The 24,477-nt window shown below is 56.0% G+C and carries 19 protein-coding genes; 6 read left to right on the top strand and 13 right to left on the bottom strand.

Features of this window, described 5'->3' with window-relative positions; genetic code table 11:
* Positions 1-35 precede the first annotated feature (35 nt).
* The 9 genes from AC559A_RS09820 to pepD all read right to left on the bottom strand — a co-directional run bounded on the left by AC559A_RS09820 (position 36) and on the right by pepD (position 10,905).
* Complete coding sequence (locus AC559A_RS09820) at positions 36-719, bottom strand: pentapeptide repeat-containing protein (RefSeq protein ID WP_498817783.1); 684 nt, start codon at positions 717-719, stop codon at positions 36-38.
* Between the two features lie 189 nt (positions 720-908).
* Complete coding sequence (locus AC559A_RS09815) at positions 909-2,465, bottom strand: C69 family dipeptidase (RefSeq protein ID WP_498817782.1); 1,557 nt, start codon at positions 2,463-2,465, stop codon at positions 909-911.
* A gap of 128 nt (positions 2,466-2,593) precedes the next feature.
* Positions 2,594-2,773, bottom strand: a complete 180-nt coding sequence (locus tag AC559A_RS09810) for a hypothetical protein (RefSeq protein WP_498817781.1) — start codon at positions 2,771-2,773, stop codon at positions 2,594-2,596.
* Entirely contained in the window at positions 2,770-3,060 is a 291-nt protein-coding gene (locus AC559A_RS09805) for a type II toxin-antitoxin system RelE family toxin (RefSeq protein WP_498817780.1), read from the bottom strand. Before AC559A_RS09805 ends, AC559A_RS09810 begins: the two co-directional genes overlap by 4 nt.
* Positions 3,057-3,320: a type II toxin-antitoxin system Phd/YefM family antitoxin gene (locus tag AC559A_RS09800; RefSeq protein WP_028571792.1), complete on the bottom strand. Its 264-nt coding sequence runs from the start codon at positions 3,318-3,320 to the stop codon at positions 3,057-3,059. Before AC559A_RS09800 ends, AC559A_RS09805 begins: the two co-directional genes overlap by 4 nt.
* Positions 3,321-3,486: 166 nt before the next feature.
* Positions 3,487-4,251: a hypothetical protein gene (locus AC559A_RS09795; RefSeq protein WP_498817779.1), complete on the bottom strand. Its 765-nt coding sequence runs from the start codon at positions 4,249-4,251 to the stop codon at positions 3,487-3,489.
* Between the two features lie 568 nt (positions 4,252-4,819).
* Positions 4,820-9,118 carry a PTS glucose transporter subunit IIBC gene (ptsG, locus tag AC559A_RS09790; protein WP_498817778.1) on the bottom strand — a complete coding sequence of 1,433 codons (4,299 nt, stop codon included), beginning with the start codon at positions 9,116-9,118 and terminating at the stop codon, positions 4,820-4,822.
* A 72-nt stretch (positions 9,119-9,190) separates the two neighbouring features.
* Entirely contained in the window at positions 9,191-9,343 is a 153-nt protein-coding gene (locus tag AC559A_RS09785; protein WP_498817777.1) for a hypothetical protein, read from the bottom strand.
* Positions 9,337-10,905: a beta-Ala-His dipeptidase gene (gene pepD, locus AC559A_RS09780; protein WP_498817776.1), complete on the bottom strand. Its 1,569-nt coding sequence runs from the start codon at positions 10,903-10,905 to the stop codon at positions 9,337-9,339. Before pepD ends, AC559A_RS09785 begins: the two co-directional genes overlap by 7 nt.
* Positions 10,906-11,841: 936 nt before the next feature.
* Between pepD and AC559A_RS09775 the strand changes: the two genes are divergently transcribed.
* The 6 genes from AC559A_RS09775 (at position 11,842) to AC559A_RS09750 (ending at position 19,096) form a co-directional block, all read left to right on the top strand.
* Positions 11,842-12,384 carry a flavin reductase family protein gene (locus tag AC559A_RS09775; protein WP_028571794.1) on the top strand — a complete coding sequence of 181 codons (543 nt, stop codon included), beginning with the start codon at positions 11,842-11,844 and terminating at the stop codon, positions 12,382-12,384.
* A gap of 48 nt (positions 12,385-12,432) precedes the next feature.
* Positions 12,433-12,552, top strand: a complete 120-nt coding sequence (locus AC559A_RS09770; protein WP_498817775.1) for a hypothetical protein — start codon at positions 12,433-12,435, stop codon at positions 12,550-12,552.
* Between the two features lie 799 nt (positions 12,553-13,351).
* Complete coding sequence (locus tag AC559A_RS09765) at positions 13,352-14,185, top strand: DNA adenine methylase (protein WP_498817774.1); 834 nt, start codon at positions 13,352-13,354, stop codon at positions 14,183-14,185.
* Positions 14,178-16,196, top strand: a complete 2,019-nt coding sequence (locus AC559A_RS09760; protein ID WP_498817773.1) for an ATP-binding protein — start codon at positions 14,178-14,180, stop codon at positions 16,194-16,196. The genes AC559A_RS09765 and AC559A_RS09760 overlap by 8 nt, the downstream gene beginning before the upstream one ends.
* A 5-nt stretch (positions 16,197-16,201) precedes the next feature.
* On the top strand, positions 16,202-17,500 hold the full coding sequence (locus AC559A_RS09755) for a hypothetical protein (protein WP_498817772.1): 1,299 nt from the start codon (positions 16,202-16,204) through the stop codon (positions 17,498-17,500).
* Between the two features lie 276 nt (positions 17,501-17,776).
* Positions 17,777-19,096, top strand: coding sequence for a deoxyguanosinetriphosphate triphosphohydrolase (locus AC559A_RS09750; protein WP_498817771.1), 1,320 nt, complete (start codon positions 17,777-17,779; stop codon positions 19,094-19,096).
* Positions 19,097-19,315: 219 nt separating this feature from the next.
* On the opposite strand, the gene AC559A_RS09745 is transcribed toward AC559A_RS09750, so the two are convergent.
* The 4 genes from AC559A_RS09745 to AC559A_RS09730 all read right to left on the bottom strand — a co-directional run bounded on the left by AC559A_RS09745 (position 19,316) and on the right by AC559A_RS09730 (position 24,359).
* The gene (locus AC559A_RS09745; RefSeq protein ID WP_498817770.1) at positions 19,316-20,536 is read right to left on the bottom strand and encodes a phosphatidylserine decarboxylase; all 1,221 of its coding nucleotides are present in this window, start codon (positions 20,534-20,536) and stop codon (positions 19,316-19,318) included.
* Positions 20,537-20,604: 68 nt separating this feature from the next.
* Positions 20,605-21,666: an amidohydrolase family protein gene (locus AC559A_RS09740; protein WP_498817769.1), complete on the bottom strand. Its 1,062-nt coding sequence runs from the start codon at positions 21,664-21,666 to the stop codon at positions 20,605-20,607.
* A gap of 55 nt (positions 21,667-21,721) precedes the next feature.
* Positions 21,722-22,975 (bottom strand): SLC5/6 family protein, encoded by a 1,254-nt coding sequence (locus tag AC559A_RS09735; protein ID WP_498817768.1) that lies wholly within the window; start codon positions 22,973-22,975, stop codon positions 21,722-21,724.
* Positions 22,976-23,063: 88 nt separating this feature from the next.
* A complete protein-coding gene (locus AC559A_RS09730; protein WP_498817767.1) occupies positions 23,064-24,359 on the bottom strand; it encodes an L-cysteine desulfidase family protein in 1,296 nt (431 codons plus the stop codon).
* Between the last annotated feature and the right edge of the window lie 118 nt (positions 24,360-24,477).

Raw genomic sequence — 24,477 nt, 5'->3', positions numbered from 1 at the left:
GAGCTGGGCCGTTGATTTGGGAGGGAGCGCCCTGCTTACCTGCACTCGCCGATGGAGTCCAGAGCACAGACCCGGCCGTCCGTCCAGATGGCCTGGGACAGGTCCGCGCCGCGTAGATTGACATTACGCAGATCCGCGTCACGGAGATCCGCTCCGCGGAGGTCGGCGTCTTCCAGGTCAGCGCCGAAAAAGTTGGCTCGGCGCAGCATGGCCAAGCCCAGTTTGGCCCGACGCAGATCAGCATTTTCCAGAACCGCCGAGATCAGCCAGGCCTCGCCCAGATTGGCCTCGCGCAGGTTGGCTCCGGCCAGCGTGGCCCTGTTCAGGCTTGCTGTGCGCAGGTCGGCCCGCCGCAAACCAGCGTCGATCAGCATCGCATCGTTCAGACTCGCCCCGCGCAGATCGGCCATATTCAGTTTCGCACCGCCCAGGCTGGCTTCCATCAGCCTGGCCCCGCGCAAATCGGCCCTGTCAAGGTTCGCACCGCGCAAATCGGCCCGAGCCAGATTGGCCTGGAGCAGCGAGGCGGAAAGCAAGATGGCGTCAGGCAGGACATGCCCTTCCAGATCGGCATGGTCCAGGTCGCACTGCTCGCAGTGCCCGGTCTCCATCAACCGCTCAAGATGTCGCGCATCATAGGCCCAGCCAGGCCCGGCTGTGTATGGGGCCAGAAACAGCCCCAGGCTGACGGCCAGGAACAGCGCCCGCGTTCTTATCATGGCCTTTCTCCTTATACCTCGACAAACCCTTGCCCCGCATCCCATCCATCCAAAGCGCCAGGGGGACCATTACGAATTACAATGTTGTCGCCGAAAATGGCATGTATTCGCGAATCCGACCTTCCCAGACATGGGCACTGCCGTTGCCAGGGTCGGAATCGGGATCGGGATCGAAAACGCTGGTGCGGATCACGCACCGTGAAAATGGTATTTCTTCTCGATGCCCATGATCAGCTCAAAAAACTGCTCGTCGGTCAGGGATTCCAGGCCCAATTCCTTGGCAAACCGCGCGATCAGCTCGTCGAGCATCTGCTCCAGGTCAGCCACGGCCTGGTCGGTGAAAACCTGGATCAGGGCCTTGGCGGCGTCCCGGTCCTGCTGCCACAGCGCGAGGTACCCGGCTTCCATGGCCGACTGCCCGGTCGCCAGTTCCTGCTCAAAATCGGCAATGACCTGATGCGCGACAGGGGCCAGACGGGGATAGTCCTGCAACACCAGGGCCTGCATCTTGCGGGAGCGCCAGAACAAGGAGTGGTCGTCCATCTCGCCGGTGGCTCCCTGGTAAGCCGCGGGCATGTCGGTCACGCCCTTGTAAAAGGGCATGTACACGCCCAGGTCGGGCATGCCCAGGGCGATATATTGAATAACCGCGAGGTCGCCGGGCAGGTCCGGCCGGGTCTGGGTGATGTGCGAGAGGGAGGCGCGCATCACACTGACGGGCCGGTAGGGTTCCTTGGGATTCTGGTGCATATACGGATCGTGCGGGGTGCCCTGATACCGGTTGCGCAGACCCTGGGCCACGTCCTGGACCGTCAGTTTCCGGTCGGGCCGGACAAAAACCGGATACAGTCCGTCCTCCTGGGCATACTCGATGCCGGAGTAGAGCTTGAGCAGTTCGCGCACCCGGGGATAGTTGTAGGTGTGGTCGTGCTCGCTGTCGCTGATGCAGCAGGTGAAGAAATTGAACGGGCTTTGGGCCGGATCGGACAGCTTGTTTTCCACAAGAAACTCCACGAACCCGGGGGACGTCATCACGTTCATAGGATCGGCGAAGTCAGCGGACTGGAAGCGCCCCTGGTTGGCGGAAACGAAATACGTGTCCGCCGGGAGGCGCTGGGCCAGCCAGTGATGGCCGGAGGCGGTCTCCAGGTACCAGATCTCGTTGCGGTCGCTGAGGGCCACGCCAAAGCCTTCACCAGCACCGGCCGTTTCGATGATCCGCCCCAGCAGTCGAATGCCTTCCCGAGCCGAGGTGGCATAGGGCAGGACCACCGAAGTGATGGAATCCTCGGTCAGGCCGGTGTCTGTCACGTAGGGATCAATGGCCAGAATGGCGTTGCTGTTGAAAATGGTTTCCGTGGCCGAGATGGCGATACCGTAGTCGTTGATCCCGGTTTCCTCAAAGGACAGGTCCTTCTGGTCTTCGGACTGCCATTTGGGAAAGGCTACGTAGCCCAGCCCATTCGGCGGCATGGGCCAGGTGAAGTCGTTGTCGTTGGCGTTAAAAGTAAAAGCCTCGTTGCGAGGAGCGTGACGCACGATGTTCTGGGCGTCTGACGCACCGGCGTTGTCTTCATTGCGGGCGATGATCAGGGACCCATCCGCGGTGGCTTCGTGGCCGACGAGAATGGTGGTGCAGGCTTCTGCCGGGGCCATGGGCAGCGCGATGAAACCGGACAACAGGAGCAGAAACAGTGCCGCAATGGGCGAGGCAATGCCCCAGGACGAACAAGACTTGGATTTCATGTGATTTCCTCCATGTGATGCGTAAAATGTGTATCTGTTCAGCATGCGAAGCAGATGTTGCCTATCAAGCACGATCCATGCCATAAAAAAGACAAAAAATTTCGTTATATTACAAAATACGCCAACCATTAAACGCCATACTGCTTGCGCCAACTTTTCTGGCACTGCCAACATTCATGGCGGCCTGGAGATGCCTGAACATGCCTGGACATGTTGGTGACGTGTCCGGATCGCACGGGCAGGAAGGCCAGGGAGAGGCTTCGCTCCGGCTGTCTGCTGTTATCAGGATCTTCCCCCAGGAAGTTCATTCCCTCCTCTCCATGCGGGCCGTTTCCTCATAGATCCGGTCACGGGGGCCGATGGCGATGATCTGGACTTCTCTGTTTGCAGCCAAGTTGTAAATGATCCGAAATCTGTTGACGCGAAAGCTTCTGAGGCCCTCCAGTTCTCGCTTCAAGGGCTTCCCCAGTGCCGGATTCTCCACGATCAGCACAAGTGCCTCGCGGACTTTTCCTTTCAGCTCTGGATGCAGACCGCGAATCAGTGCTGCCAGATCGTCTGAAACGCGCAGTCGATACAAGGGACTCCGGCTCATTCGGCGAAAAGTTCGTCAATGGTGTACAGGCTGGCCTTGTTTTCCTTCATATCCCGCATTCCCGAGGCAATTTCCTCCAAAAGCCGTGGATCGGACTGGATGAGCAAGGTTTCCGACCAGCTTGAAAACTCGTCAGGGCTGACCAAAACAGCGGCAGGTCGCCCGTTTCTGGTGATCACGACCTCCTGGTCCGTGGCGTTGACCATGTCCACAAGATGGCTGAACTTCATTTTCGCCTCAGAGAGGGAAAGTATTTCCATGTTCGGACCTCCATTCTGGTTGACCTGAATTCAGGTCATGCTTCCTGATGCCGGTTTGGTTGTCAAGCACATCACCCCGAGCTCCCCCACCGCCCCGAACACGATGACCTGGAGAATGGCCGGCAGAATTGCCGGCCAGATTATCGGGGTCGGCGTCGATACAAAATCATTCGGGAACCGAATTCAGGTAGTCCTGGGTGGTTCGGACCGACCGGACGCCCACGGTGGAACCCGGCCAGATCACGAACTCGCTGAGTCCGGTGTCGCAGCCCTGCCCGCGATACCAGTCGCAGGTATATCCCAGGCGGGTCCACGGATAGGGCTTGCTTCCGCCATAGCTGGAAGCCCGGTTGGCCTCGAACCATTGCCTGTAATCCGAGGACAGTTCCTGGAAGCGAGGCGGCGGGAAGTCCAGCTCGCAAACCGTGTCCGTGATCTCCGGATCCGGGCAGGGGCGGACCATGTCGTTGGGATTGACCCAAACTTCGACGAACTTGATGTTCGCTGTATCCGGAGGCATGCCCAGGAGCTGTTCAACCCTGCGCTTCAGGATGGCCTCGCTGGAAGAAGGCCTGGGCGCGAAAAAAGCCTGTATTTCCGGGACCGCCGTCACCCAAAGCCGCAGCCAATCAGGCAGGGTGTAATCCTGCCCCACGGAGTTGTCGTAGTAGTCGCCATCCACCCAGGTAACCATCAGCACCCGCGACGCCCCCGGCTCCCCTTCCCAGATCAGATCGGCGTTGTACCCGACGATGGGGGTCAGCGAGACCACGATTTCATCCGGCTCGGCCACAATCGCATCCGCCACGGCCCGCTGATACGCGGCCTGGGGATCGCCACCGCCCCCGGAACCTCCCGAGGACCCGTCCGACGACCCGCCGCCACAGGCGGCGAGAAAAAGGAGCATTGCCCAAATAAGGGCGAATTTCATTGCTCTGCCTGATGAATAGCTCTTGGGCCCCATGGCTGCCTCTCCTGTTTATGACCGGTTTTCCGGCGCGATTTGGGATCAGGGCGCTAACCTGATTGTTGAAAAAGACGTTGTCCGGCAGTTGCCCTGACGGACAGCACGGTCATTGGACAGGCAGGATGCTCGCCCCACCATGAAAAGGCTGCCCGGAGTCAGGGTGTTTCAATGCGCTTGCGCCGCTCTCTACAATGGAACTTCACGAAACGGCAAGACGCCCTTTCCGAAGATGGGGTCGAGATGGGGTCACGAGATGGGGTAAGCCTCGTCCTGGGGCTGCGCCTCGCCGCCATCCGCTGGAAGCTCTCCCTGCCGCTATTCCAGGTGAACCGAGCTGGAAAGATGCGGAAGCCAAAAACTCGCCGCCTATCGGCGATGCTGATCCCTCCCGACAGGGAGGGGCAATGTTTTGGAAAGCAGCTTTTTCCCTGCTTTCCAAAATCTTTTCCTTGGCGTACCTCGCGCCTTGAGCGACCAACGGGAGCGGGCGGTTCCTTTCCCAAAACTGTTACGTTATTTTCAGGGAGCTGCCTTACCCAGCAGAGTGGATCATCTCCGTCGTCGGGGGAAAATGCTTCCGGGAAAACTCCCGGACCTGGGCCGCTGAATCCAGATTCAGGGCCTGGGCCGCCAGTTCCCGGCAGCGGGCCATGTTCAGGGTGCGGACGAGGGCCTTGACCCCGGGGATGGAGGCCGCGCCGACGCTGAGTTCGGTGACGCCCAGGCCGATGAGGATGGGCACGGCCTCCGGGTCGCCGGCCAGGCCGCCGCAGACGCCGCACCACTTGCCGTGGGCCGCGGCGGCCCGGGCCGCCTTGTGGATCAGGGCCAGCACCGCCGGGTCCAGGCCGTCGCAGTGGGCCGCCAGCCGGGGGTGGCCGCGATCCATGGCCAGGGTGTACTGGGTCAGGTCGTTGGTGCCCACGGAGAAGAAATCCGCCTCCCTGGCGAACTGCCCGGCCAGCAGGGCCGCGGAGGGGGTTTCCACCATGATGCCCACGGGAATGGACACCGGACTGCCTTGGCCCTTCAGGGCATCGCGTTCCTCCTCGAACAGGGCCTTGGCCTCGCGGAATTCCGCCAGCCGGGAAATCATCGGGAACATGATCAGGGCCCTGGCCGCGCCCTCGCCCTGGGTCTGGGTCTGGGTCTGGCCCTGGGTCTGGCCCCGATTCAGGCCCTGATCTTGGGCCTGGGCCTGGGCCTGCATGGCGGCCCGGATCACGGCCCGCAGCTGGGCGCGGAGCACTTCGGGCCGATCCAGGCCGACGCGGATGCCCCGCTCGCCCAGGAAGGGGTTTTCCTCGGGGGCGATGGGCAGATAGGAGAGGGGCTTGTCCCCGCCCACGTCCATGGTCCGGATGACCACCGGCCGCCTGTTGCCCACGGCGTTGAGCACGGCGGCGTAGATCTCGGTCTGCTCATCCTCGGTGGGGGCCTGGTCCCTGTTCATGAACACGAATTCCGTGCGCATCAGGCCCACGCCCTCACCGCCCATGGCCGCGCACTTTTTGGCGTCCTCCAGGCCGCCGATGTTCCCGGCCACCTCCACGCGCACTCCGTCCGTGGTGATTGCGGGGTCGTCCTTGGCCGCCAGGTCGCGGCGGCGTTTTTCCTCTGCCCGGGCCATGCTCGTCCGCAGCTCCGCCATTTCCCGGTCCGAGGGGTTGAGGCGCAGGACGCCCTTGGTTCCGTCCAGGATGGCCGGAGTGTCCTCGGGCAGGTCCAGCAGGCGCGGGTCAACCCCGACCAGGGTCGGCAGGCCCATGGACCGGGCCAGGATGGCCACATGGGACGTGGACCCGCCGGTGACGCTGCACAGGCCGACCACCGGATTCGGGTCCGGTTCGGCCAGGTCGGCCAGATCCGACGGCGTCAGATCCCGGGCCGCGAGGATGGTGTCCGGGGGATAGACGGCTTTGGCGGCGACCGCGCCCGTGAGGATGCGCAGCACCCGCTGTCCCACGTCGTGCAGGTCATGGGCGCGCTGGGCCAGCAGTTCGTTGTCCAGGGCGGCCAGCTGCTCGGCCTGGGCCGTGTACGCCCGGCGCCAGGCAAAAGCCGCGCTCTTGCCCTGGGCGATCAGGCCTTCGGCCTGGTCCATAATCTCGGGATCATCCAGCAACTCCTTGTGGGCCGCGAAGATATCCGCTTGCGGCGACGTGCCGAGCTTGCCGGGCTTGTCGGGCTGGGCCGACTTCCGCCGCATGGTCTCGATCTCTTCCGCAGCCCGGGTCGCGGCCCGGCGCAGATCAGCGCGCTCGGCGTCCGGATCCCGGCCTGCTTCCTGAATGTCGAAAAACAGGCCCTGCTTGCGGCGGATCCGGCCCACGGCCAGACCCGGGGAGGCCGGGACGCCAATGATCAGGTTCGGGTCGTCCGGTTCAGATGAATGAACATGAGCTTTGCCGCGCGGGACGGAGCCCAGACCTGTGGCCGGGCCTGTGGTCGGGCCTGTGGTCGGCTGGGGTTTGGCCGCCGGGCCCGCCTCCCCCAGGCCGGAGGCCAGGGCTTGGACCAGGGCCGGGATGGCTTGGGCCGCATCCGGGCCGACGGCTTCCACGGTCACGAGGTCGCCCTGCTTGGTGGCCAGGTTCATCAGGGCCACCACGCTACGGGCATTGGCCTTTTTGTCGTGCAGGATCAGGCGCACGTCGGCCTGGAATCCCTTGGCCAGATTGGCCAGCACCGCGGCCGGCCGGGCGTGCAGGCCGCTGGGATTGATGATGGCCACGGGCTCGGAGACCAGGGCGTCCCCTTCGGCCCGGGACGCTGCCTCCCCCGGAGCAACCGTTGCGGCCCGGCCAGCGAAGCTGATCCGCAGAGCCACGTCCCGCCCGGCCACCACCTGGCCCTGTTCCGGGGTGAACAGCGCCCCGTCCCCGGCATTGTCCACGACCATCTGGGTCAGCAGGCTGGGCGCATTTTGGGAGATATAGTCCGGATCAAAAACGATCAGCGGCGCTCCGGTCTGGACCACGTCGCCCTGGCTGACCCGGGTGGTGAAGCCCTGGCCGCGCAGCTTGACCGTGTCCAGCCCGATGTGCAGCAGCACCTCCAGGCCGTTTTCGGCCTGGATGGTCAGGGCGTGTTTGCCGGCATGGAGATTGACCACCCGCCCGGCGCAGGGGGCCAGCAGGGTGGAACTTTCCGGCTGGATGGAAATGCCGTCGCCGACCATTTTTTGGGCAAAGACCTGGTCCGGAACCTCTTCCAGGGGAACCAGCCGCCCGGAAAGCGGCGCGAGCAGGGCCAGGGGCTCGTGCCGAAGAGGCGGCGGAGGCGTTGCCGCATCGGACATTTCCGCATCGGCCTTTTCCGTCCCGGACTCCTCGCCGAGCAGAAACTGCTCCATGGCGGTTTTCAGGTTTTCGGACCGGGGCCCGAAAATGGCCTGCATGTTCCGGCCCACCACCATGACCCCGGTCGCGCCCAGGGCCTTGAGCCGGGCCTGGTCAGCCCGGGCGATGTCTGCCACCTCCACCCGCAGCCGGGTGATGCAGGCGTCCAGGCTGACGATGTTCTCCCGGCCGCCAAAGGCCGCGACCAGGCTGCGGGGAAGTTCCCGGGCCACATCGTCGGTCGGGCCTCCGACCGTGCCCGCGTCGATCCCGGTATCGGCCGCAAGGTCCTCCCGGCCCGGCGTCTTCAGATCCCAGGCCCTAATCAGCACCCGGAAGGTTCCATAGTAGATCAGGCCCACCAGGGGGCCGAAGACCAGGACCAGCCAGGGCCTGGTGTCCAGGGCGAAAAACAGGGCAAAGTCGATGAAGCCCTGGGAAAAGGTGAAGCCCAGTTTCGCGCCCAGCAGGCTGAACAGGAGTTGGCAGCCCGCGGCAAAGACCGCGTGGATGGCGTAGAGCACCGGGGCCACGAACATGAAGGAAAATTCAATGGGCTCGGTAATGCCCGTGAGAAAGGAAGTCAGGGCCGCGGAGAGCATGATGCCGCCGGTGCGCACCCGGTTTTCCGGCCTGGCCGTGTGCCAGATGGCAATGGCCGCGGCCGGCAGGCCGAACATCTTGAACAGATAGGCCCCGCCCAGGATGCCGGCGGTGGGGTCTCCGGCGAAAAAGCGGTTGATGTCCCCCCGGACCACTTCTCCCGCCGCCGTGGTATAGGAGCCGATCTCGAAGAAAAAGGGCACGTTCCAGATGTGGTGCAGGCCAAAGGGGATCAGCAGCCGCTCCACGAAGCCGTAGATGGTCACGGCCAGGGTCGGGTTGCCGTAGGCCGCGTACTGCGAAAACCGTTCGATCCCGGTTCCGGCAAAGGGCCAGATCAGGCTGAGTACGAAGCCCAGGGCAATGGCCGCGAAGGCCGTGACAATGGGCACGGACCGCTTGCCCGCGAAAAAGCCCAGATACTGGGGCAGTTCGATGCGGTAGAAGCGGTTGAACATCCTCGCGGCCACGGCCCCGGCCAGAATCCCGCCAAGAACCCCGGTATCCATGGCGTTGATGCCCATGATGGACTTGGTGACGATGGTCAGATCCAGAGTCTGGGTCACGAAGTCCCATTGCTGATAGATCTTGCCCAGCACGCCCAGGGTGGCCAGCATGACCACGTACCCCACCACCGCGGCCAAGGCGGCCACCCCGTCGTTTTTCGTCAATCCCAAGGCCACGCCGATGGCGAAAATCAAGGGCAGACTCCCGAAAATCGCCGAACCGGCCGCGGCCATCAGCAGGGAAAGCTGCACCGGCATCCAGGAAAACTGGGCGCTGCCCACGCCCAGCAGGATGCCGGCGATGGGCAGCACGGCCACGGGAAGCATCAGGGCCTTGCCGATTTTCTGCAACGTGGCGAAGGAATTGGTCAGGATGGGCATGACGGGAACGCTCCGTGTCGCGAAGTTTGGGGTGGGCTTGTAGAAGCGGCGGCATCCTGTACGGAGGACATATCACCGGGAAAGCATGCCGGCCGACGAGGCCGGAAAAAGGCTGTTGCGGGCAAGCAGGCAGTCCCCTTCGCGGCAGTTGGTGTTTCCCAGGCAGGAATACACCGGCGTGCGGGGACCGATGTCCGTGACCCGGACCGAGTTGGGACTCACCATGCTCCTGACTCGCCAAGATCCCCCAACAACTCCCGCAGAAAAAGCGCCACCCGCTCCACGGACGGCACATTCAGGCGTTCCTTGGGGGTGTGGACGTATTCCAGGGTCGGGCCGATGGAGATGATTTCCATGTGGGGGTATTTTTCGGCGATAAAGCCGCATTCCAGACCGGCGTGGAGCACTTCGGTCCGGAGCGGGGTGCTGAAGGCCCGTTCGTAGGCCGCCAGGGCTTTCTTGTAGAGGACGGAATCCGGGTTGGGCGGCCAGGTGGGGAACTGGCTGCGGCGACTGGTGGCCGCCCCGGCGTCGGCCGCTGTCCGTTCAATCGCCTTGGCCAGGTTTTCCAGCTTCTCCGGGCTGAAGCTGCGGTGAAAGATCGTCAGCTCCAGAGCCGCGTCCGTAGTCAGCAGGATTCCGATATTATTGGATGTCTCAGGAAGTCCGGAAAAGGTCTCGGACCATTCGACCACGCCTTGGGGGATGGCCAGGACCAGTTCGATCACCTGCGCGGTGTCCGCTTCGGAAAGGGCCGTGTCCGCCCCGGCGGAGACTGGTTGCAAGGTCACGACAAGGCCGGTTTCCTCGGGATACTCCCGGCGGATTTCCTGTTCAAAGGCGGCGATCCGGGCTTTCAGCGCGTCTTCACGGCCAGGATCCAGGGCGAAAATCAGTTCCGAGGTCGGGGTGATGGCGTTGTCCGCCGAGCCTCCGGCGAAGCTGATCAGCCGAAACGGCACAGCCTCGCCCAGGGCGTGGGCGGTGAGGACGTTGGCATTGGCCCGGTTCTTGTGGATTTCGACGCCGGAATGGCCGCCAAGCAAGCCGTTGATACGCAGGGAGTACGTCAGTTGACCGGAGGGAAGGGGAGCAAAGGCCAGGGGCAGCGTGATTTCCATCTTCACCCCGCCGGCCGCGCCCAGGGTCACGAACCCTTCGGTTTCCGAATCAATGTTGATGAACCGCTGGGCGCTCAGGGCGTCCTCGGCCAACCCTTCCGCACCGGACATGTCCACCTCCTCGTCCGTGGTGAAGAGCAGCTCCAGGGCCGGACGCTTCAGCCCCGGCTCCTCGGCCAGGAACAGGGCGATGGCCATGCCGATCCCGTCGTCCGCGCCCAGGGTGGTGTCCGTGGCCCGCAGCCATTCGCCGTCCCGGACCAGGTGGATGGGGTCAATGGTGAAATCGTGGTCCGAATCCGCGGTTTTCTGGCAGACCATGTCCATGTGCGCCTGCAGGGCCACCACCGGCGCGTCCGTGAAGCCCTCGGTCGCGGGCACGGAAACAATGACGTTGTTGAAGGCATCGGTTTTGACCGGCAAGCCCCGCTCCTCGGCCCACTGGATCAGCCAAGCCGCAATGCGCTTCTCGTCCTTGGAGCAGCGCGGCACCTGGCTGATGGCTTCGAATATGGCCAAAATGCGCTGGGTGTCCGCGCCGTCCCCGGCCAGGGCCGGGCCCTCCTGATCAGGCACGACCTCGGCGGCCAGGGCCGAGGTCGGGAAACCGAGGGTGAAACAGGCCAGAGCGGCCCACAGCAGTCCCATGGTGATCATGCATTTCATCGCGTACTCCTCTCGGTTGAGCAGTTTTTCCGGGTGGTTATCTCACCGGGCTGGTGCCTTTCTCTCCGTAAGAGAAAAGCTCAAAAGTCTTTAAATTTTCGTAACTATTCAGCATAGAGTAATGCCGTTGTCGGGGTCGGAGTCGGGATCGGTATCGGGATCGAAAACGCTGGGAAGCGTTCAAAATTTTCCTGTTCCGATTCCGATTCCGATAGCGACCCCGACTCCGATCGCCGGAGCAAGGGCGGATACAAAATGTGCTGAGTAGATACAAATTTTCATGAAAAACACTCTACTCGTTTCAGCATATCCCTGGATTTCTTCCGCGCAACATCCGCTTTACCTTGCATTCTCCACCGGGCATCCCTTGTGCCTGATGCAGCTTCTGCCTAATTCGGACGACAAAGTAACTCAATGGTGGGATAGGCATCTTGCCTGTCCGCCCAGGGTTTCCGGGCACTGGGCAGGTCACTTGCGCCGATCTCTACAATGGAACTTCACGAAACGGCAAGACGCCCTTTGCATGCACGAAATACAATACTTTTTAGCCACTCGCTTCGCTAGACCATGCAGGACGACAAAGGCAGACGGTAGATTTCGCCAGCCAAGTTGGCTGGAGAAAAGTCCTTCTTTGTCTGCCTCTCCCGTCTGTGGCCAAAACTCTGAACAGCAGGACAAACTCCTAATGCTCCCCCTGCTCCCCTGCTCTCCTACGGACATGATCCAACGCAGCCCAGCGACGAATCGCGGGTCAGGGCCAGCTTTGGTTGCATCCATTCCCAGCGTGGTCTAAGCGATTACCAGTCCGTTGAAAATCGCCCAATTGCTGCGTCGCTGCAAAAAAATCAAACTCTCACGTATGAGTAAATACGCTTCGACCTTGATTTTATTTAACATCCATCGCGTAAGCTTGGTATGACTATCGGAGGTGCTCTCATGAACCAGTTGGAACAGAGCAAGATTTTTACTCTGATGGAATCAGGGCCTGTGGTCCTCGTGACAACCCATGATGGGAAGAAAGACAACATCATGACTATCTCCTGGACCATGGTGATGGATTTCACTCCGGTATTTGCTCTCACCACCGGTGCATGGAATCACTCCTTCGCTGCGTTGCGAAAGAATCGGGAGTGCGTCATTGCGATTCCCACCGTCGATCTATTGGATAAGGTGGTTGGCATAGGGACGTGCTCTGGGGCAGACACGGACAAGTTTGCCAAATTCAAGCTCACACCGGTGCAGGCCAAGCTCGTCAGCCCGCCCTTGATCAAGGAGTGCTTCGCCAACATTGAGTGCAAGGTCATCGACATCGTTAAAAAGCACAACATTATTGTGCTAGAGGCGGTTGCCGCATACATTGATACCGCACGCAAGGAGAAGCGCACGGTGCACGCGGTTGGTGACGGAACGTTCATCGTCGACGGTCGCAAGATTGACCGGAAGAAGATGATGGCCTCCAAGCTCCCAGCAGGCGTTTAGCGTTCATTGGCCAGCCAGGAGGAAGTCCTGAGAGCAACTGTTTCCAAAATGGAAACAGTTCAACAGGAAGGCAGTCGGCAGGTGACCCGGACCAGGGACTTCTACAATCTCGACGCCATTAACGCGGCGGGCTACCGGGTCAAAGTTAAACTCAAGACCTATAGGTGACTTTGGCGAACGAGTGCGCGGGGATGGAATGCCGAAGTCTGATTTCACAAGGGAACCGCTCGCTTCGCTCAGGACGCCAAGGCCGCCAAGGAAGATTTTGGAAAGCAGGGAAAGAGCTGCTTTCCAAAAGATTCTCGCTCCCTGCCAAATGCCGTCAGGCGTGAAGCCTTTTGGCGGCTGCATCTTTCCAGCAGGAGCCAAAATTCTTTCTTCTTTGCGTTCCCCGTGCCCTGAGCGAAGCGGGCGGTTCACATTCAAGGTTCCTCTCTTCCAAATGCCGAAGTCTGATTTCACAGAGCCAGGAATGGGCCTGACTTGGCAATGATCCCTTTTCCGCCGTCATCCACCTGGCTCTCCTACTGAAATGATCCAACGCAGAGCACGCGACGAATCCCGGGTCAGGGCCGGCTCTGGTTGCATCCATTCCCAGCGTGGTCTAAGTGATTTCGGAAAATTGCCATTGGCTGGCGCTGCTCCAGACGCCCTACGGCGATGAAATGACGAGAGCGAGCCGCCCCCGTTCCCAGGGGATTATCAGTGCCCATTTTTTTCCGTGCTCTTCCATGAATTCCGTGGTTAACCAGAACGCATTTTCACGGCAAATTGAGCACGGATGAGTCCATGGACTTCTCCGAGGTCGGCTTTATGCACAAAATTTACCGATGAACCAGCGGTACAGTACAAAGCTGATTTCAGCCCAAGGCATAAGCTGACCGTGGTGTAAAAGAATAGTTGGTTCTCGCATTGTAGTATTCTGAAATAATGAATTAACGGCGGATATTTTGTTTTGTGTCAACTCATGAGTAATAAAAAAAAGGTAATTAATACTAAACCATTTTTAAAATGGGCCGGGGGTAAAAGATGGTTTGTTACAAATCATTCCGATCTTTTTCCTCAAAATTTCAATCGTTATATTGAACCTTTTTTAGGAAGCGGTGCGGTTTTTTTTCACCTGCAACCCCACAATGCTTTTCTCGGAGATTCAAACAAAGACCTTATTGATACATATAGAGCAATAAGAAGAGAATGGAAGCTTGTATATCGTTATTTACGAGCACACCACACAAAGCATTCGAAAGAATATTATTATCAAATTAGGACATCTCGACCAATTAGCCCTGCTAGAAAAGCTGCGCGTTTTATTTATTTAAACCGAACTTGTTGGAATGGCTTGTACAGGGTTAACTTGTCAGGCGTGTTCAATGTGCCAATAGGAACTAAGTCAACTGTAGTTTTTTCTGATGATAATTTTCAACAAGTTTCAGATCTCTTGTGTAATGCCACACTATATAATTGTGATTTTGAAAAACTTATCGACTTTGCTGAAGAGAATGACCTTGTTTTTGTAGACCCTCCTTACACCGTGCGCCATAACCATAACGCCTTCATAAAATATAATGAAAAACTCTTTTCATGGGCTGACCAAGAACGTCTCTTTGCTTCACTTAGCAGAGCAAAGCAAAGAGGTGTTCAAATTATTGCCACAAACGCATACCACCAATGCGTACGCGATCTATATGACAAAAGCTTTTCGACTATTGCGGTTAAAAGAAATAGTTCTATTTCTTCAAAGATAGCAACAAGAAGGAAATTCAACGAATTAGTAATTTATACGGAGAAAATTAATGAATAGCCAATTAAACGATTTTTTTACGGAAGCAGAATATCAAGACAGCCCGCTTAGGGCTTTATCTGATTTTTTGGTCGCTGAGGAAAGAAATGAAGCTGCTAAAAACTATCAAGCAATGCGATTTGTTGGATATGTACTAGAAATTGGCTTTGACAACGCAACGATTATTACTTCAGATCCATTTAAACAAGCTGTAGGTGGGGTTCCTCGCGGGTCTTTTTTGATAATGGCTCCTAATTCACTACAAGGCATGCCCCCACATTTCTCTCTTCTACGTGTTACCGATACTGCTCCGACACCATTATCAAAAGAAGTTCAGCAAACATATTTTGAGTTACATAAAAAATCTATGCCGGAATTAGACATATGGACAAAAGGGGAACTGCAATGGGGAGCTTTCTCTGCAAAAGTATTGGGGATGTTTTTTCCGAATCCTCAAGATGCTACGCAGGTATCATTTTCAGGTGATGTCAATAATGTGGTGAGTGCCCACAGATATAAAGTCTATGCACCAACTCAAGACCTCCTAGAACTTATTGTTAACAAAATTGTCCGTCAGGAAAATCAATTTTCCATCGGTAAGCTCCGGCTAACGGAGTGCGCTCTGCCCTTCGCAAATATTACCCCTTTAGATATTGATGCAAAAGTTTCAACAAACGATTTTCGAGGATTCCGCACGGCTATGTTTGGCAAAACTCGACTTGGCAAGAGTAATGTCGTTAAAATTATCGCTCAATCAATCATTGAAACAACTGATAATGATCATAGCGTGGGGCAGTTGATTTTTGATATTAATGGTGAATATGCCAACGACAACCCACAGGATGGAAGTAGATCCCTTAATAGCACCTACCCCAGCCGTTGTGAAGTATACGCCTTAACGCCTCGGCCAAACACTCCATCTAAGCCATTAAAATTAAATTTTTATGAGCAGCCTGACTCATGTATCCAAATATTGAGGACGTTACTTGAGCAAAGTAATCAGAATGCACAGTATGTCCGCAGCATGTTTAGTGTCCAGTTGCCAAATATTGAGGAAGTGAAAAGACTTTCTCCTGGAAGTCAAAGAACACGAGCTATTAGAAAAATTCAAATGTATTGGGCCATTTTAAAAAAAGCTGGTTTTGCAGCAAATGAAAGCCGGCTTAAAAGCATTGGTCTTACAGGTGGTTCCCAGCATGCTCCTTCTCACTTCGATCCTCATTTCAATAAAACTATAATTGAAGCTGTTTATGGAACTAGCAACTCTTTCAATGCTCCTCAGAATTTAGATGAGTTGAAGAGTCATCTAGAACAAGTTGAAATCTTTCGTCAACAAAATTGTAATGCCCGATCTCTTCAGGGTAATAGTGGGCCAGTATTTGACGCCGACGATATTGCTCTCCTCAATTTTCTGAACCCAGCAACCGGGGGCGGTCCTAGAATTTTACGCCCTTTTATGCAATATCATGATCCTCAGGCTGGAGATTTCGTGAATCATATCCTTCAATCAATGGATAGTGGTCAAACAGTTATCTTGGATCTCGGCAACGCGGCTGATGAAATTAGACGTTATTTTTCGGATCTTCTATCACGGGCAGTTTTTTCTCATCAGGAAACAAAGTTCACAAGCAATAATTTCGATGGCCACTATGTACAATTATATTTTGAGGAGGCTCACAATCTGTTTCCTAGGGACAACAAAGATTTTACTGGTGTCTACGCTAGATTCGCTAAAGAAGGGGCTAAATTTCACATCGGAATGGTTTATTCAACCCAATCTCCTTCGACAATTAACAAAGAGCTATTAGCTCAAACTGAAAATTTTTTTGTTGCCCATATGTCTTCGCAGGATGAAGCTAATACACTAGCCAAATTGCAAATTCAGTTTGATGGCCTCCAACAAGATATTCTTCACACGAGAACCCCTGGTTATATGAGAATCTTAACTTTCTCACATCGGTTTGTTATTCCAGTTCAGGTAAATAAATTTGAGGCTGTCAGTGCTTCTAATCAACAGAACATAAGAGGTTAGTGGTTATGCCCTATAAAGGAGGCACACGACTCTCTGGTGAACGAGCCAGCAAACTAGGCCATTTAGATATCATCCAGAGTGACCTCGTAAACGAGTTAATAGATCAGTTTGAGAACTTTGAGCCGGAAGAAATTGAGACAGATGCAATATGGAAAAAAATTGATCTGACCGAGGAGCCTTTACGGCTTGTGTTTGCTGTGGATGGTTCCAAGCAAACCGTTCGCTCGAATTTTCCACCCTATAAGGAACTTTCTTTTATAAAAACAGCCTTGCTGAGGCTTGATCAACACGCTTTAAGTAAACTTGATCCTGACGCGCCTCATCCATTAGCTTTACGTGACATTATGGCTGACGCAGCTATGTATCATGCAACCGTACTCCCTTTGAAAGGTGTTCGAGTAAAGGGAAAGACTAATTATGACGCAGTTAGACAAATAATCTTTGAATCTCTCAGAGATCATTCTTTAAATCAAGAGCCTTACAATACGCTGAGATGGTTGGCATACGAATTATGGACAGGGCGGCCCAAAAAATCTCCTAGTTTTAGCTGTCCCCATTGCGCTGAGGAAGTTGAAGGGTTGCCATATCTGTCAGACGAAGGTCAATGCGAGCGTTGCTCCGGCCATCTATATCTCTCTGACATGATTGGTTTTCACCTTGAGATGGGTGAAGATGTTGCTCCTGATTCTATTTCAACGGCTTATATGCTCATACATGAAACTCTTTTGGTGTTTACCGGGATTCGTTATTTTTTGGAGAAGAAAAAATATAAGGTGCTCAGCAATGCTTTATTTTTAAAAGACGGCCCTCTTACTTTGAGGAGTCAATACTCAAAATTGGTCATCCCAATTCGAAATTTTTTTGAATTTACCAAAGCTCAGGGAATTGAAATACATATTGCTGGTCAGGAAAAAACAGGGGCTTTTGTGGATCACCTTGAAATTATAGCAAAACACGCTCCTGTCGATTCCGTATTAGCACCTAATAACAATTATATCCGAAAAGAAATTCAACATCGTCCGGAACGTGCAGAACCTTATGGCTCACGAACAAACTACGGGAACAAATTGTTTGTAAAAATTAACGATTACCATCACTTAGTCATGAGCATACCTACTGGGAATTACACCGACACGAGATCCACCGCCGACATGTTGGGCATAAAGAAAATTCTAGCCACTTTGCCAACCATCTTGAGCAATCGTTATGAGTGTGGTCTCGTCCCTGTAGAACTTGCAAATGGCATAGCCTCGCTTTCTAGCTATCCTTCTGCTGCGATACTTAAGATGTTCGCTGATATATAAATGTACCGAACTAGGCGCTGTGCACTTGATGCCGGAGATCGTCTGCGGCGCGATTGTCCATTCTGAGAAACCTTTCCTGAAAAAACCATTACATCTCTCCAGGAGAAATTCGGTTCACTGGAATCCTCGGATTCAGCGCTTCGCACTGCGACATCAAAATACGAGTTCACAAATAGAGCGAATTCAAAAGATAGCTAGTTCTCGAATGAATTTGCCTAACCCATCAAGCCGACGCTCATGCGCGGCGTTGTACACTTAAATTCGGAGGTTTGCTGCATGACTATGAGTTGGAATTCATTGTTATCTTCTCGTAGGTTGTCATCGGGAGAAGATAGTCAAGATAATAGCGGAAGAACCACCTTCCATAAGGATTGTGACCGGATTATATTTTCAAGCTCCTTCCGTAGACTTGGCAAGAAAACCCAAGTTCACCCACTTGCTGCAAATGACCATATTCATACACGTTTGACTCATAGCATTGAAGTTGCAAGCGTTGGTAGAAGTCTTGGAATTACGATTGGTGAAAGAATTCAGGACGAGTTACCAAAAGGATTGTCACCATCAAATGTGGGCCAAATCGTACAAGCTGCATGTTTAGCGCATGATATTGGTAATCCTCCATTTGGCCATGCTGGTGAAGAAGCAATTAAATCTTGGTTTTCTCAACCCCAAATTTCACATCTTCTTGAAGGATTAGAGGATTCCGAACAAAATGATTTAAAGCATTTTGAAGGCAATGCCCAGGGCTTCAGGGTTGTTTCACAATTAGAGTTTTACCCATGTGATGGGGGCATGAGATTAACATATGCATCAATTGCATCAATGCTAAAATATCCTTGGACCTCAAGAGAGATTAATCGTATTAAAAAATTCAGTTCATTTTTAACTGAAGAAGATATTCTAAAAAAAGTAGCAGATCATGTTGGTTTAATCAAAAATGATGAATATAAATATTGTCGGCATCCTTTAGCATTTTTAACAGAAGCTGCTGATGATATCTGTTACAGGATTCTCGACTTAGAAGACGCTCATGAGATGGGTATTTTATCTTTTAGTGAAATTTTAGAAATTCTTGTACCATTGTTCGGGAAAGATAAAAAACTCCAAAATATAGTAAATTCATCAACAATGTCAAATAGAAGAAAAATGTCTTATCTTCGAGGACGTTCAATTGGATTAGTGATTGATAATGTTTCTGATGCCTTTATAACGCAGCTACAGCAAATCATGCAAGGCAAGTTAAAAGACGATCTAATATCATGTTGCCCGGATGATATCAAGAATCCATTGGATAATGCAAAGCAAATAGCTCGTGACAGAATATTCAAACACCCCCGCAAAATTGAAATTGAAATTGGATCGTTTACGACTATTGGTATTTTGTTAGAAGCTTTTTGCTCGGCGGTAAGAGAACAGGTTATTGGGAAAAAAAATTCTTTTCGAGGTGAACGAATATTGAGTATGATGGGAGTTAATGCACCTCAAAAAGGAGACTCTTTGTATAAATCTTATATGCGAGTATTAGATTATATCTCTGGAATGACAGATAGCTACGCCACTCACATAGCAAAGCAGATCGGTGGTATGGGAATGTGATAAATGTGTACAAAGGCTAATGCAGCCGACGCAAAATGAAGCGGGTTTTGAACGGACTGCCGACAAAGGACATTTCACATTCAGCTAAGATTCCCCCAAAGATTCCAACAGAAAATCCCGCGCAACAGCCCCATCTCTTTGGTCCCTCCCGCCGACAAACTCCGGCGTTCCCTCCCCACGCTGAAATCCCCGCCGTCGAATATCACATCACCCCCAACCTCATTCACCATCCGTGTCAAAGACACCGATCTGGTTGCCCAGGCGGACCTTGACGCCGCCGGAGACGTACCGGCCCGGTTCGAACACCAGGATCACCAGGGAGCCGCCATAGAGGAAATGGCCCAGTTCGTCTCCGCGTTGGACCGGAACCGGCCCGGTTGCGTTCAGGAACCGGTCCTGGAAGACCACGGAACCGATCTCGCTCAGGCCCACGGCCACCGCGGCCACCAGACCGTACGTTCCGGTATCGATGATGAAATAGCCGCGTTGATAGTTCTCGAAAGCCCCGAAGTCCGCGCCGGGCCGCCCCACGTTGCCGTTGGACGGGACAAAGGCGGGAAAATCCTCCATGCCCAGCAGGGCGCCATCCACCAACGCGGTCTCGATCACCGCCCCGGCCACCGGGGAGTGGTACCGGTGATAGGTGTTGGGCATGAGAATGCAGGACAGGGCCGTGCCGCCCACGAACCGCTCCCAGTGCCTGGAACCGGCCAGCAGCTCCTGGATGTTCAGTTCCTGGGTGCCCTTGGTGCGCAGCTTGGTGCTGTTGTCCACGATGGGCACGGGAATGGAATTCATGATCGCATCCGTGGGCGCGCTGATCACGTAGTCCCGCTCCGGCATGGTCTGGGGCCGACTTTGGGCCTGGTCCTTTAACGTGCGGGCGAAAAACTCGTTGAACGAGCCAAACCCGCCGTCAGGGGCATCGGGGTCCGGGAGCAGGTAATCCTCCTTTTCAATGCGCGGATTGGCCAGCCACTGGGCCACCACTGCCCGGGATTCCGGGCTGTCCATGAAGGCGCCCCGGTCCTGGATGAAACGGTGAAACAGCTCCCGGCCCGGAGAGATCTGGAAAACAGCTTTGCCGAAGGGATTCTGGTAGGCGAAGAAGTCCATCACCTCGATGTAGGCCAAACCGTCGTCCGAACTGCCCTTGGACCGGGGCAGAAACAGGCACCAGTCGCCCAGAAAGGCGAGCAGGTCGTCATGATTCTTGCCGATCCAGGGATTGCCCTCCGGGTGATAGCCCGCGGGCAGGGGCTGCATGTTCTCGAAGGCCTTGTCCATGAGCAGCCGGAAAACCTCGTTTTCCTGGTACGTCTGGGCAAAGGCCCCGATGCTCTCCGCGCATTGCGCGGGAAGCGGCAAAACGTCGGCCCGGCTGGAGGTGGCCCAACACGTCGCGCAACAGACAAGGCAGCAAAGCAGCAGGCTTTTCATGGTTTCTCCTTTTTTTTCTTTTATTCTGACAATTTGAGCATGCCCCCTTGAGGCGCGTCATCCCCGCATCACGACAGCAGGCTCAAAAAGTTCGTCAGGGCCACCTTCCGGGCCGTGTCCGGGCTCAGGGAGTCCAGCAGGCTGTAGTATTTGACGATATTCTGGTTGTACGTGGCAAAGTGACCGATGTTGTCCGAACCGATCATGAAGCGGTCGGAAAAGTCCGAGATCAGGGTCAGCCATTCGGGGCGGATGCGTGGTTCCTGCTTGGAGGTCTGGACGTAGGTTTCGAAGATGATCCAGGACAGGTCGATGTACAGATTATCGTGCCTGGCGAGCATCTCCCGCAACAGTCCGGTATAGGCGGTCTGGTCCAGATCCAGCATCCGGGACAGCCCGGCATGGGCCCAGATGATCACGGTCTTGGGATGCCGGGTCAGGGCGTCTTGCACCTCGTGGACATAGATGGGGCGGTCCAGCCGGTTGCGGGAGGTGGCGTTGTTGTGCAGGCTCACGGGCAGGTTTTTCTGGGCCGCCAGGTCGTAAATCGGGTCCAGGGCCGGGTGGTTGGCCCGGGCCGTTTCGCCGTAGGTCAGGTTGGTCAGGTCGTCCCGGTGGCCGAAGACCTCGCCCACGCCTTGCCAGAGCCCGGGATATTCCTCCAGCATCCGCTCCACGTGGAGCACGGCATGCTTGTCCGTGGCGTTGAACCCGCAGATGAAGGGGTGGAAGCGGGGGCGGGCCTGGTCGGGCAGTTCCAGAAGGCGCCGGGCCACGATGAAATCCGTGGCCGAATACCAGTAGGTCCGCCCGTTGTCGTCGAGATAGTACCCGGGTTCTTCGGGTTCGGCGGCGTCCCATTTCTTGATCAGGGGCATGCCGGAAAACATGATGTGCGCAACGCCCGCGTCGTCCATGGACCGCAGCAAGGCGTCCATCCCCTCGGTTCTCTGCAGAAAATCCACGTAATGAAAATGGCTGTCCGCAACCATGTACCTGACGGCTGCATCCGAACCCGAACCCGAACTCGAATCAGGTCCGGCCAGGGCTGAAAACGGCCCCGACACGCCCTGAACGCTTCCGGCCAACGCTCCCACGGCCGCGATCTTCAAAAACGTTCTGCGATCCATACCCTGCTCCTTTTGCTCAATAGCAAGCACTGCCATGCGGCGATGACGTCATTTATCAAAAAAACGCCAGAAACGGCGAGATGACCAAAAGAACTCCCGTTGCCGTGACCATCCAGGCCTGGGGTCCGCGGTATTTGGCGAACCGGTCCACCTTGTAGATCAGAATGACTGGGATGAAGCATCCGATGATGGCGAAAATCGGGCTGCAGATGCTCGTGAAATAGAGAATCGGAAAATCAACGATCGTGGCAAACCAGCCCAGCAGCACGATAAAGGCCAGGACTCCCATGGACAGTTTGGTCTGGTTCACGGCTTGCCTGGGTTTATCCTTGAGCACAAGTTTCCTGTACAGCCCGACGCAGGCCTCATGCAGTCCGAGGAGCACCCCGAAAAACGACGTCACCACCGCGCAGAGATCAATGACAACGCCCATGGCCGGAATAAGCGTGCCGGGGATGACCTTGGCCATCAGGGCCAGAAAGGAGGTATTGGCCAGAAAAGCCTGGTAGGCGTCCTCGGCAGAGACGGAAAAGGTACAGGATAGAACGAAGAAGAAAACAACGCCGGCCAGGATGGCAAACGACCAGTTCATGATCTGAGCGGCCTTGCGCCTGGCGATATCGATGTCCTGATGTTCGGAGCGGGCATAGACGACCAGGGGGCTCAACGACTGCAGAAAAAGAATGGAGGTCATGGCAAAAGGCAGGGTGATGATCGTCTGGGTCAGCAGGTTCCCAATGGAGGTGATTTCCTTGATATTGCCCAGGTCCCAATGCGGGATGAGCATCAGGGCCAGCACGGTCAGGGACGAAAGGATGACCACCACCAGGAGCTTGGTCAGATTGAGGAGCAGGGTCTTGCTGGCAAAGGCCACGAGCACCAGAAACGCGACAATGGCCAGGCCGTAGAACGGATTGGCGGACAAGAGCCCCTCGGTCATGCCCGCGGTCTGAAGGTAGGACGCGCTGTCGTTGGTCACGGTTTCGCTGTACACGAAGAGCCAGATCACCAGCATCAGAAAATACAAAAACCCCAACCCGACCCCCCACCTGTCCCCCAGATACTCGCTGATCGTGGCCGGATAGTCCGTGGCCTGCCGGGCTTCCACCAGGGTGTTGATGAAAAGTCGCTGGAACTGGTACAGGGCCGGGTAGGCGATGAGCACGGCCAGCAGAAACGTCCACAGCCCCACGATTCCGGCCTGGATGGGCAGGAAGACGATCCCGGCTCCGATGCCCATGCCGATATTCACGGCCACCCATCCCCAGTCCTGGGACGTCATCTTCAGATTCCCGCGCGTCGCGCCCATGTGTTCCCCATGCTTGCGTGTTGGTCGGTTGCGGCGCAATCACCGCGCCGACATGGTTTTAATGCTAAGATCGAACCGGGTTTGGTCCTCACTCGGCGGTCATGATCTTCAGGATCACCTCGTCGGTCTGCTCCATGCCCGTGCTGGCCAGTACACCGATATTGCGGATGGTGGCTTCCACGTCGTGGCCCACGATGCCTTCGCCTCCGTGCAGGTCCCGGTGGTAGGAGGCCAGGGTGGCGGAATCAAAGGCGGCATAGATGCCCGTGGCGATCTTCATGGCGCAGGAGGGCTTGGCTCCGTCGCAGATGATCCCCGAGACGTTGCCCAGGGTGTTCACGATGGCATGGGCCGTGGTGTCGTCATCCGCGCCCATCAGGAAGCTCAGCGCCCCACTCACCCCGGCCGCCGCGCACATCGCCCCGCAATAGGCCGACAAGCGGCCGACCTGGGTCTTGATGTGCACGGTGCACAGGTGCGAGAGAAAAAGGGCCCGGATCAATTCGTCTTCGCAGTGCCCTTGCAGCCGCGCGAATTTGATCACCGGTAGTGAGGCGGTCATGCCCTGGTTGCCGCTCCCGCTGGTGGTCATCACCGGCAACGGGCAGCCGCTCATCCGTGCGTCGCTGCCGGCCGCGGCAAAGCTCGCGCAACGGTTGCGCACGTCGTCGCCGTAGATTCCCTGCTCAATGTTCTTGAGAATGCTGGCCCCGATGTTCACACCGTAGGTATTTTGCAGCCCCTCCTCCGCGATGGTGCTGTTCAGGTCGACAACCTGCCTGAACAGGGGCCGAATCAAATCCAGATCAATGGTCCTGGCCAGGTCGTAAAGAAGACGGACCGACAAGATGGAACGATCTTCCTCGGTGGTGTGAAAGGTTTCGGGACTGAAGCCGCGGTTAAGCAGAACCTGGCCGTTTTTAACGACTCTGGTCAGGTTGGTATGCAGATACCGCGCCTCGACCTCGGCGCTCTGGTCCCCGGCAACCGCCTCGATCCTGATATACAGCTTGATGGGCGTCTTTTCGTGGATCACCTTGAAGGATGTCCGCTCCAGGCACTCCCTGACCCCGGCCATGTCCTGTTCGGTTATGCCGCTGATCACCATCAGGTCTTTGCTGCAATCCCCGGCCACGATGCCCATGGCCGCCGAGGCCTCAATCCCGACCATCCCCCCGCTGCCCGGTACGACCACACTTTTGACGTTCTTGATGATATTCCCGGAAACGAAGATCTTGACCTGTTCCGGAAGGATGCCCAGCACTTCACGGACTTTTGCCGCCACGAGGGCTATGGTGATGGGTTCGGTGCAGCCCTGGGCGGGCACGATTTCCTCATGCAGAATTTGCAAAACCTTGGCGACGGTATCGGATGCAACGTTCATCACAGCTCCGGGGTTGAGGTTGGCCTGAGCATGCCTGTCTCATTGTGCGGCTTCCCGCTACAAAATCAGAGGCGTGCAGTGGGTCGCGTCGGGCCGCGGTCCACTCAATTGCCCGGAC

Source organism: Desulfonatronum zhilinae (genome assembly GCF_900182865.1).
Lineage (GTDB): Bacteria > Desulfobacterota > Desulfovibrionia > Desulfovibrionales > Desulfonatronaceae > Desulfonatronum > Desulfonatronum lacustre.
This window is presented reverse-complemented; position numbering and strand designations above follow the sequence as displayed.

What these genes read in the sequence shown, in the direction of transcription:
- AC559A_RS09765 (WP_498817774.1), top strand. Translation starts at nt 13,352, where the DNA reads ATGAGTAATAAAAAAAAGGTAATTAATACTAAACCATTTTTAAAATGG.
- AC559A_RS09810 (WP_498817781.1), bottom strand. Translation starts at nt 2,773, where the DNA reads ATGAACTTCCTGGGGGAAGATCCTGATAACAGCAGACAGCCGGAGCGA.
- AC559A_RS09815 (WP_498817782.1), bottom strand. Translation starts at nt 2,465, where the DNA reads ATGAAATCCAAGTCTTGTTCGTCCTGGGGCATTGCCTCGCCCATTGCG.
- AC559A_RS09740 (WP_498817769.1), bottom strand. Translation starts at nt 21,666, where the DNA reads ATGGATCGCAGAACGTTTTTGAAGATCGCGGCCGTGGGAGCGTTGGCC.
- AC559A_RS09820 (WP_498817783.1), bottom strand. Translation starts at nt 719, where the DNA reads ATGATAAGAACGCGGGCGCTGTTCCTGGCCGTCAGCCTGGGGCTGTTT.
- AC559A_RS09775 (WP_028571794.1), top strand. Translation starts at nt 11,842, where the DNA reads ATGAACCAGTTGGAACAGAGCAAGATTTTTACTCTGATGGAATCAGGG.
- AC559A_RS09785 (WP_498817777.1), bottom strand. Translation starts at nt 9,343, where the DNA reads ATGGTGAGTCCCAACTCGGTCCGGGTCACGGACATCGGTCCCCGCACG.
- AC559A_RS09805 (WP_498817780.1), bottom strand. Translation starts at nt 3,060, where the DNA reads ATGAGCCGGAGTCCCTTGTATCGACTGCGCGTTTCAGACGATCTGGCA.
- ptsG (WP_498817778.1), bottom strand. Translation starts at nt 9,118, where the DNA reads ATGCCCATCCTGACCAATTCCTTCGCCACGTTGCAGAAAATCGGCAAG.
- AC559A_RS09760 (WP_498817773.1), top strand. Translation starts at nt 14,178, where the DNA reads ATGAATAGCCAATTAAACGATTTTTTTACGGAAGCAGAATATCAAGAC.
- pepD (WP_498817776.1), bottom strand. Translation starts at nt 10,905, where the DNA reads ATGAAATGCATGATCACCATGGGACTGCTGTGGGCCGCTCTGGCCTGT.
- AC559A_RS09795 (WP_498817779.1), bottom strand. Translation starts at nt 4,251, where the DNA reads ATGAAATTCGCCCTTATTTGGGCAATGCTCCTTTTTCTCGCCGCCTGT.
- AC559A_RS09735 (WP_498817768.1), bottom strand. Translation starts at nt 22,975, where the DNA reads ATGGGCGCGACGCGCGGGAATCTGAAGATGACGTCCCAGGACTGGGGA.
- AC559A_RS09800 (WP_028571792.1), bottom strand. Translation starts at nt 3,320, where the DNA reads ATGGAAATACTTTCCCTCTCTGAGGCGAAAATGAAGTTCAGCCATCTT.
- AC559A_RS09730 (WP_498817767.1), bottom strand. Translation starts at nt 24,359, where the DNA reads ATGAACGTTGCATCCGATACCGTCGCCAAGGTTTTGCAAATTCTGCAT.
- AC559A_RS09750 (WP_498817771.1), top strand. Translation starts at nt 17,777, where the DNA reads ATGACTATGAGTTGGAATTCATTGTTATCTTCTCGTAGGTTGTCATCG.
- AC559A_RS09770 (WP_498817775.1), top strand. Translation starts at nt 12,433, where the DNA reads ATGGAAACAGTTCAACAGGAAGGCAGTCGGCAGGTGACCCGGACCAGG.
- AC559A_RS09745 (WP_498817770.1), bottom strand. Translation starts at nt 20,536, where the DNA reads ATGAAAAGCCTGCTGCTTTGCTGCCTTGTCTGTTGCGCGACGTGTTGG.
- AC559A_RS09755 (WP_498817772.1), top strand. Translation starts at nt 16,202, where the DNA reads ATGCCCTATAAAGGAGGCACACGACTCTCTGGTGAACGAGCCAGCAAA.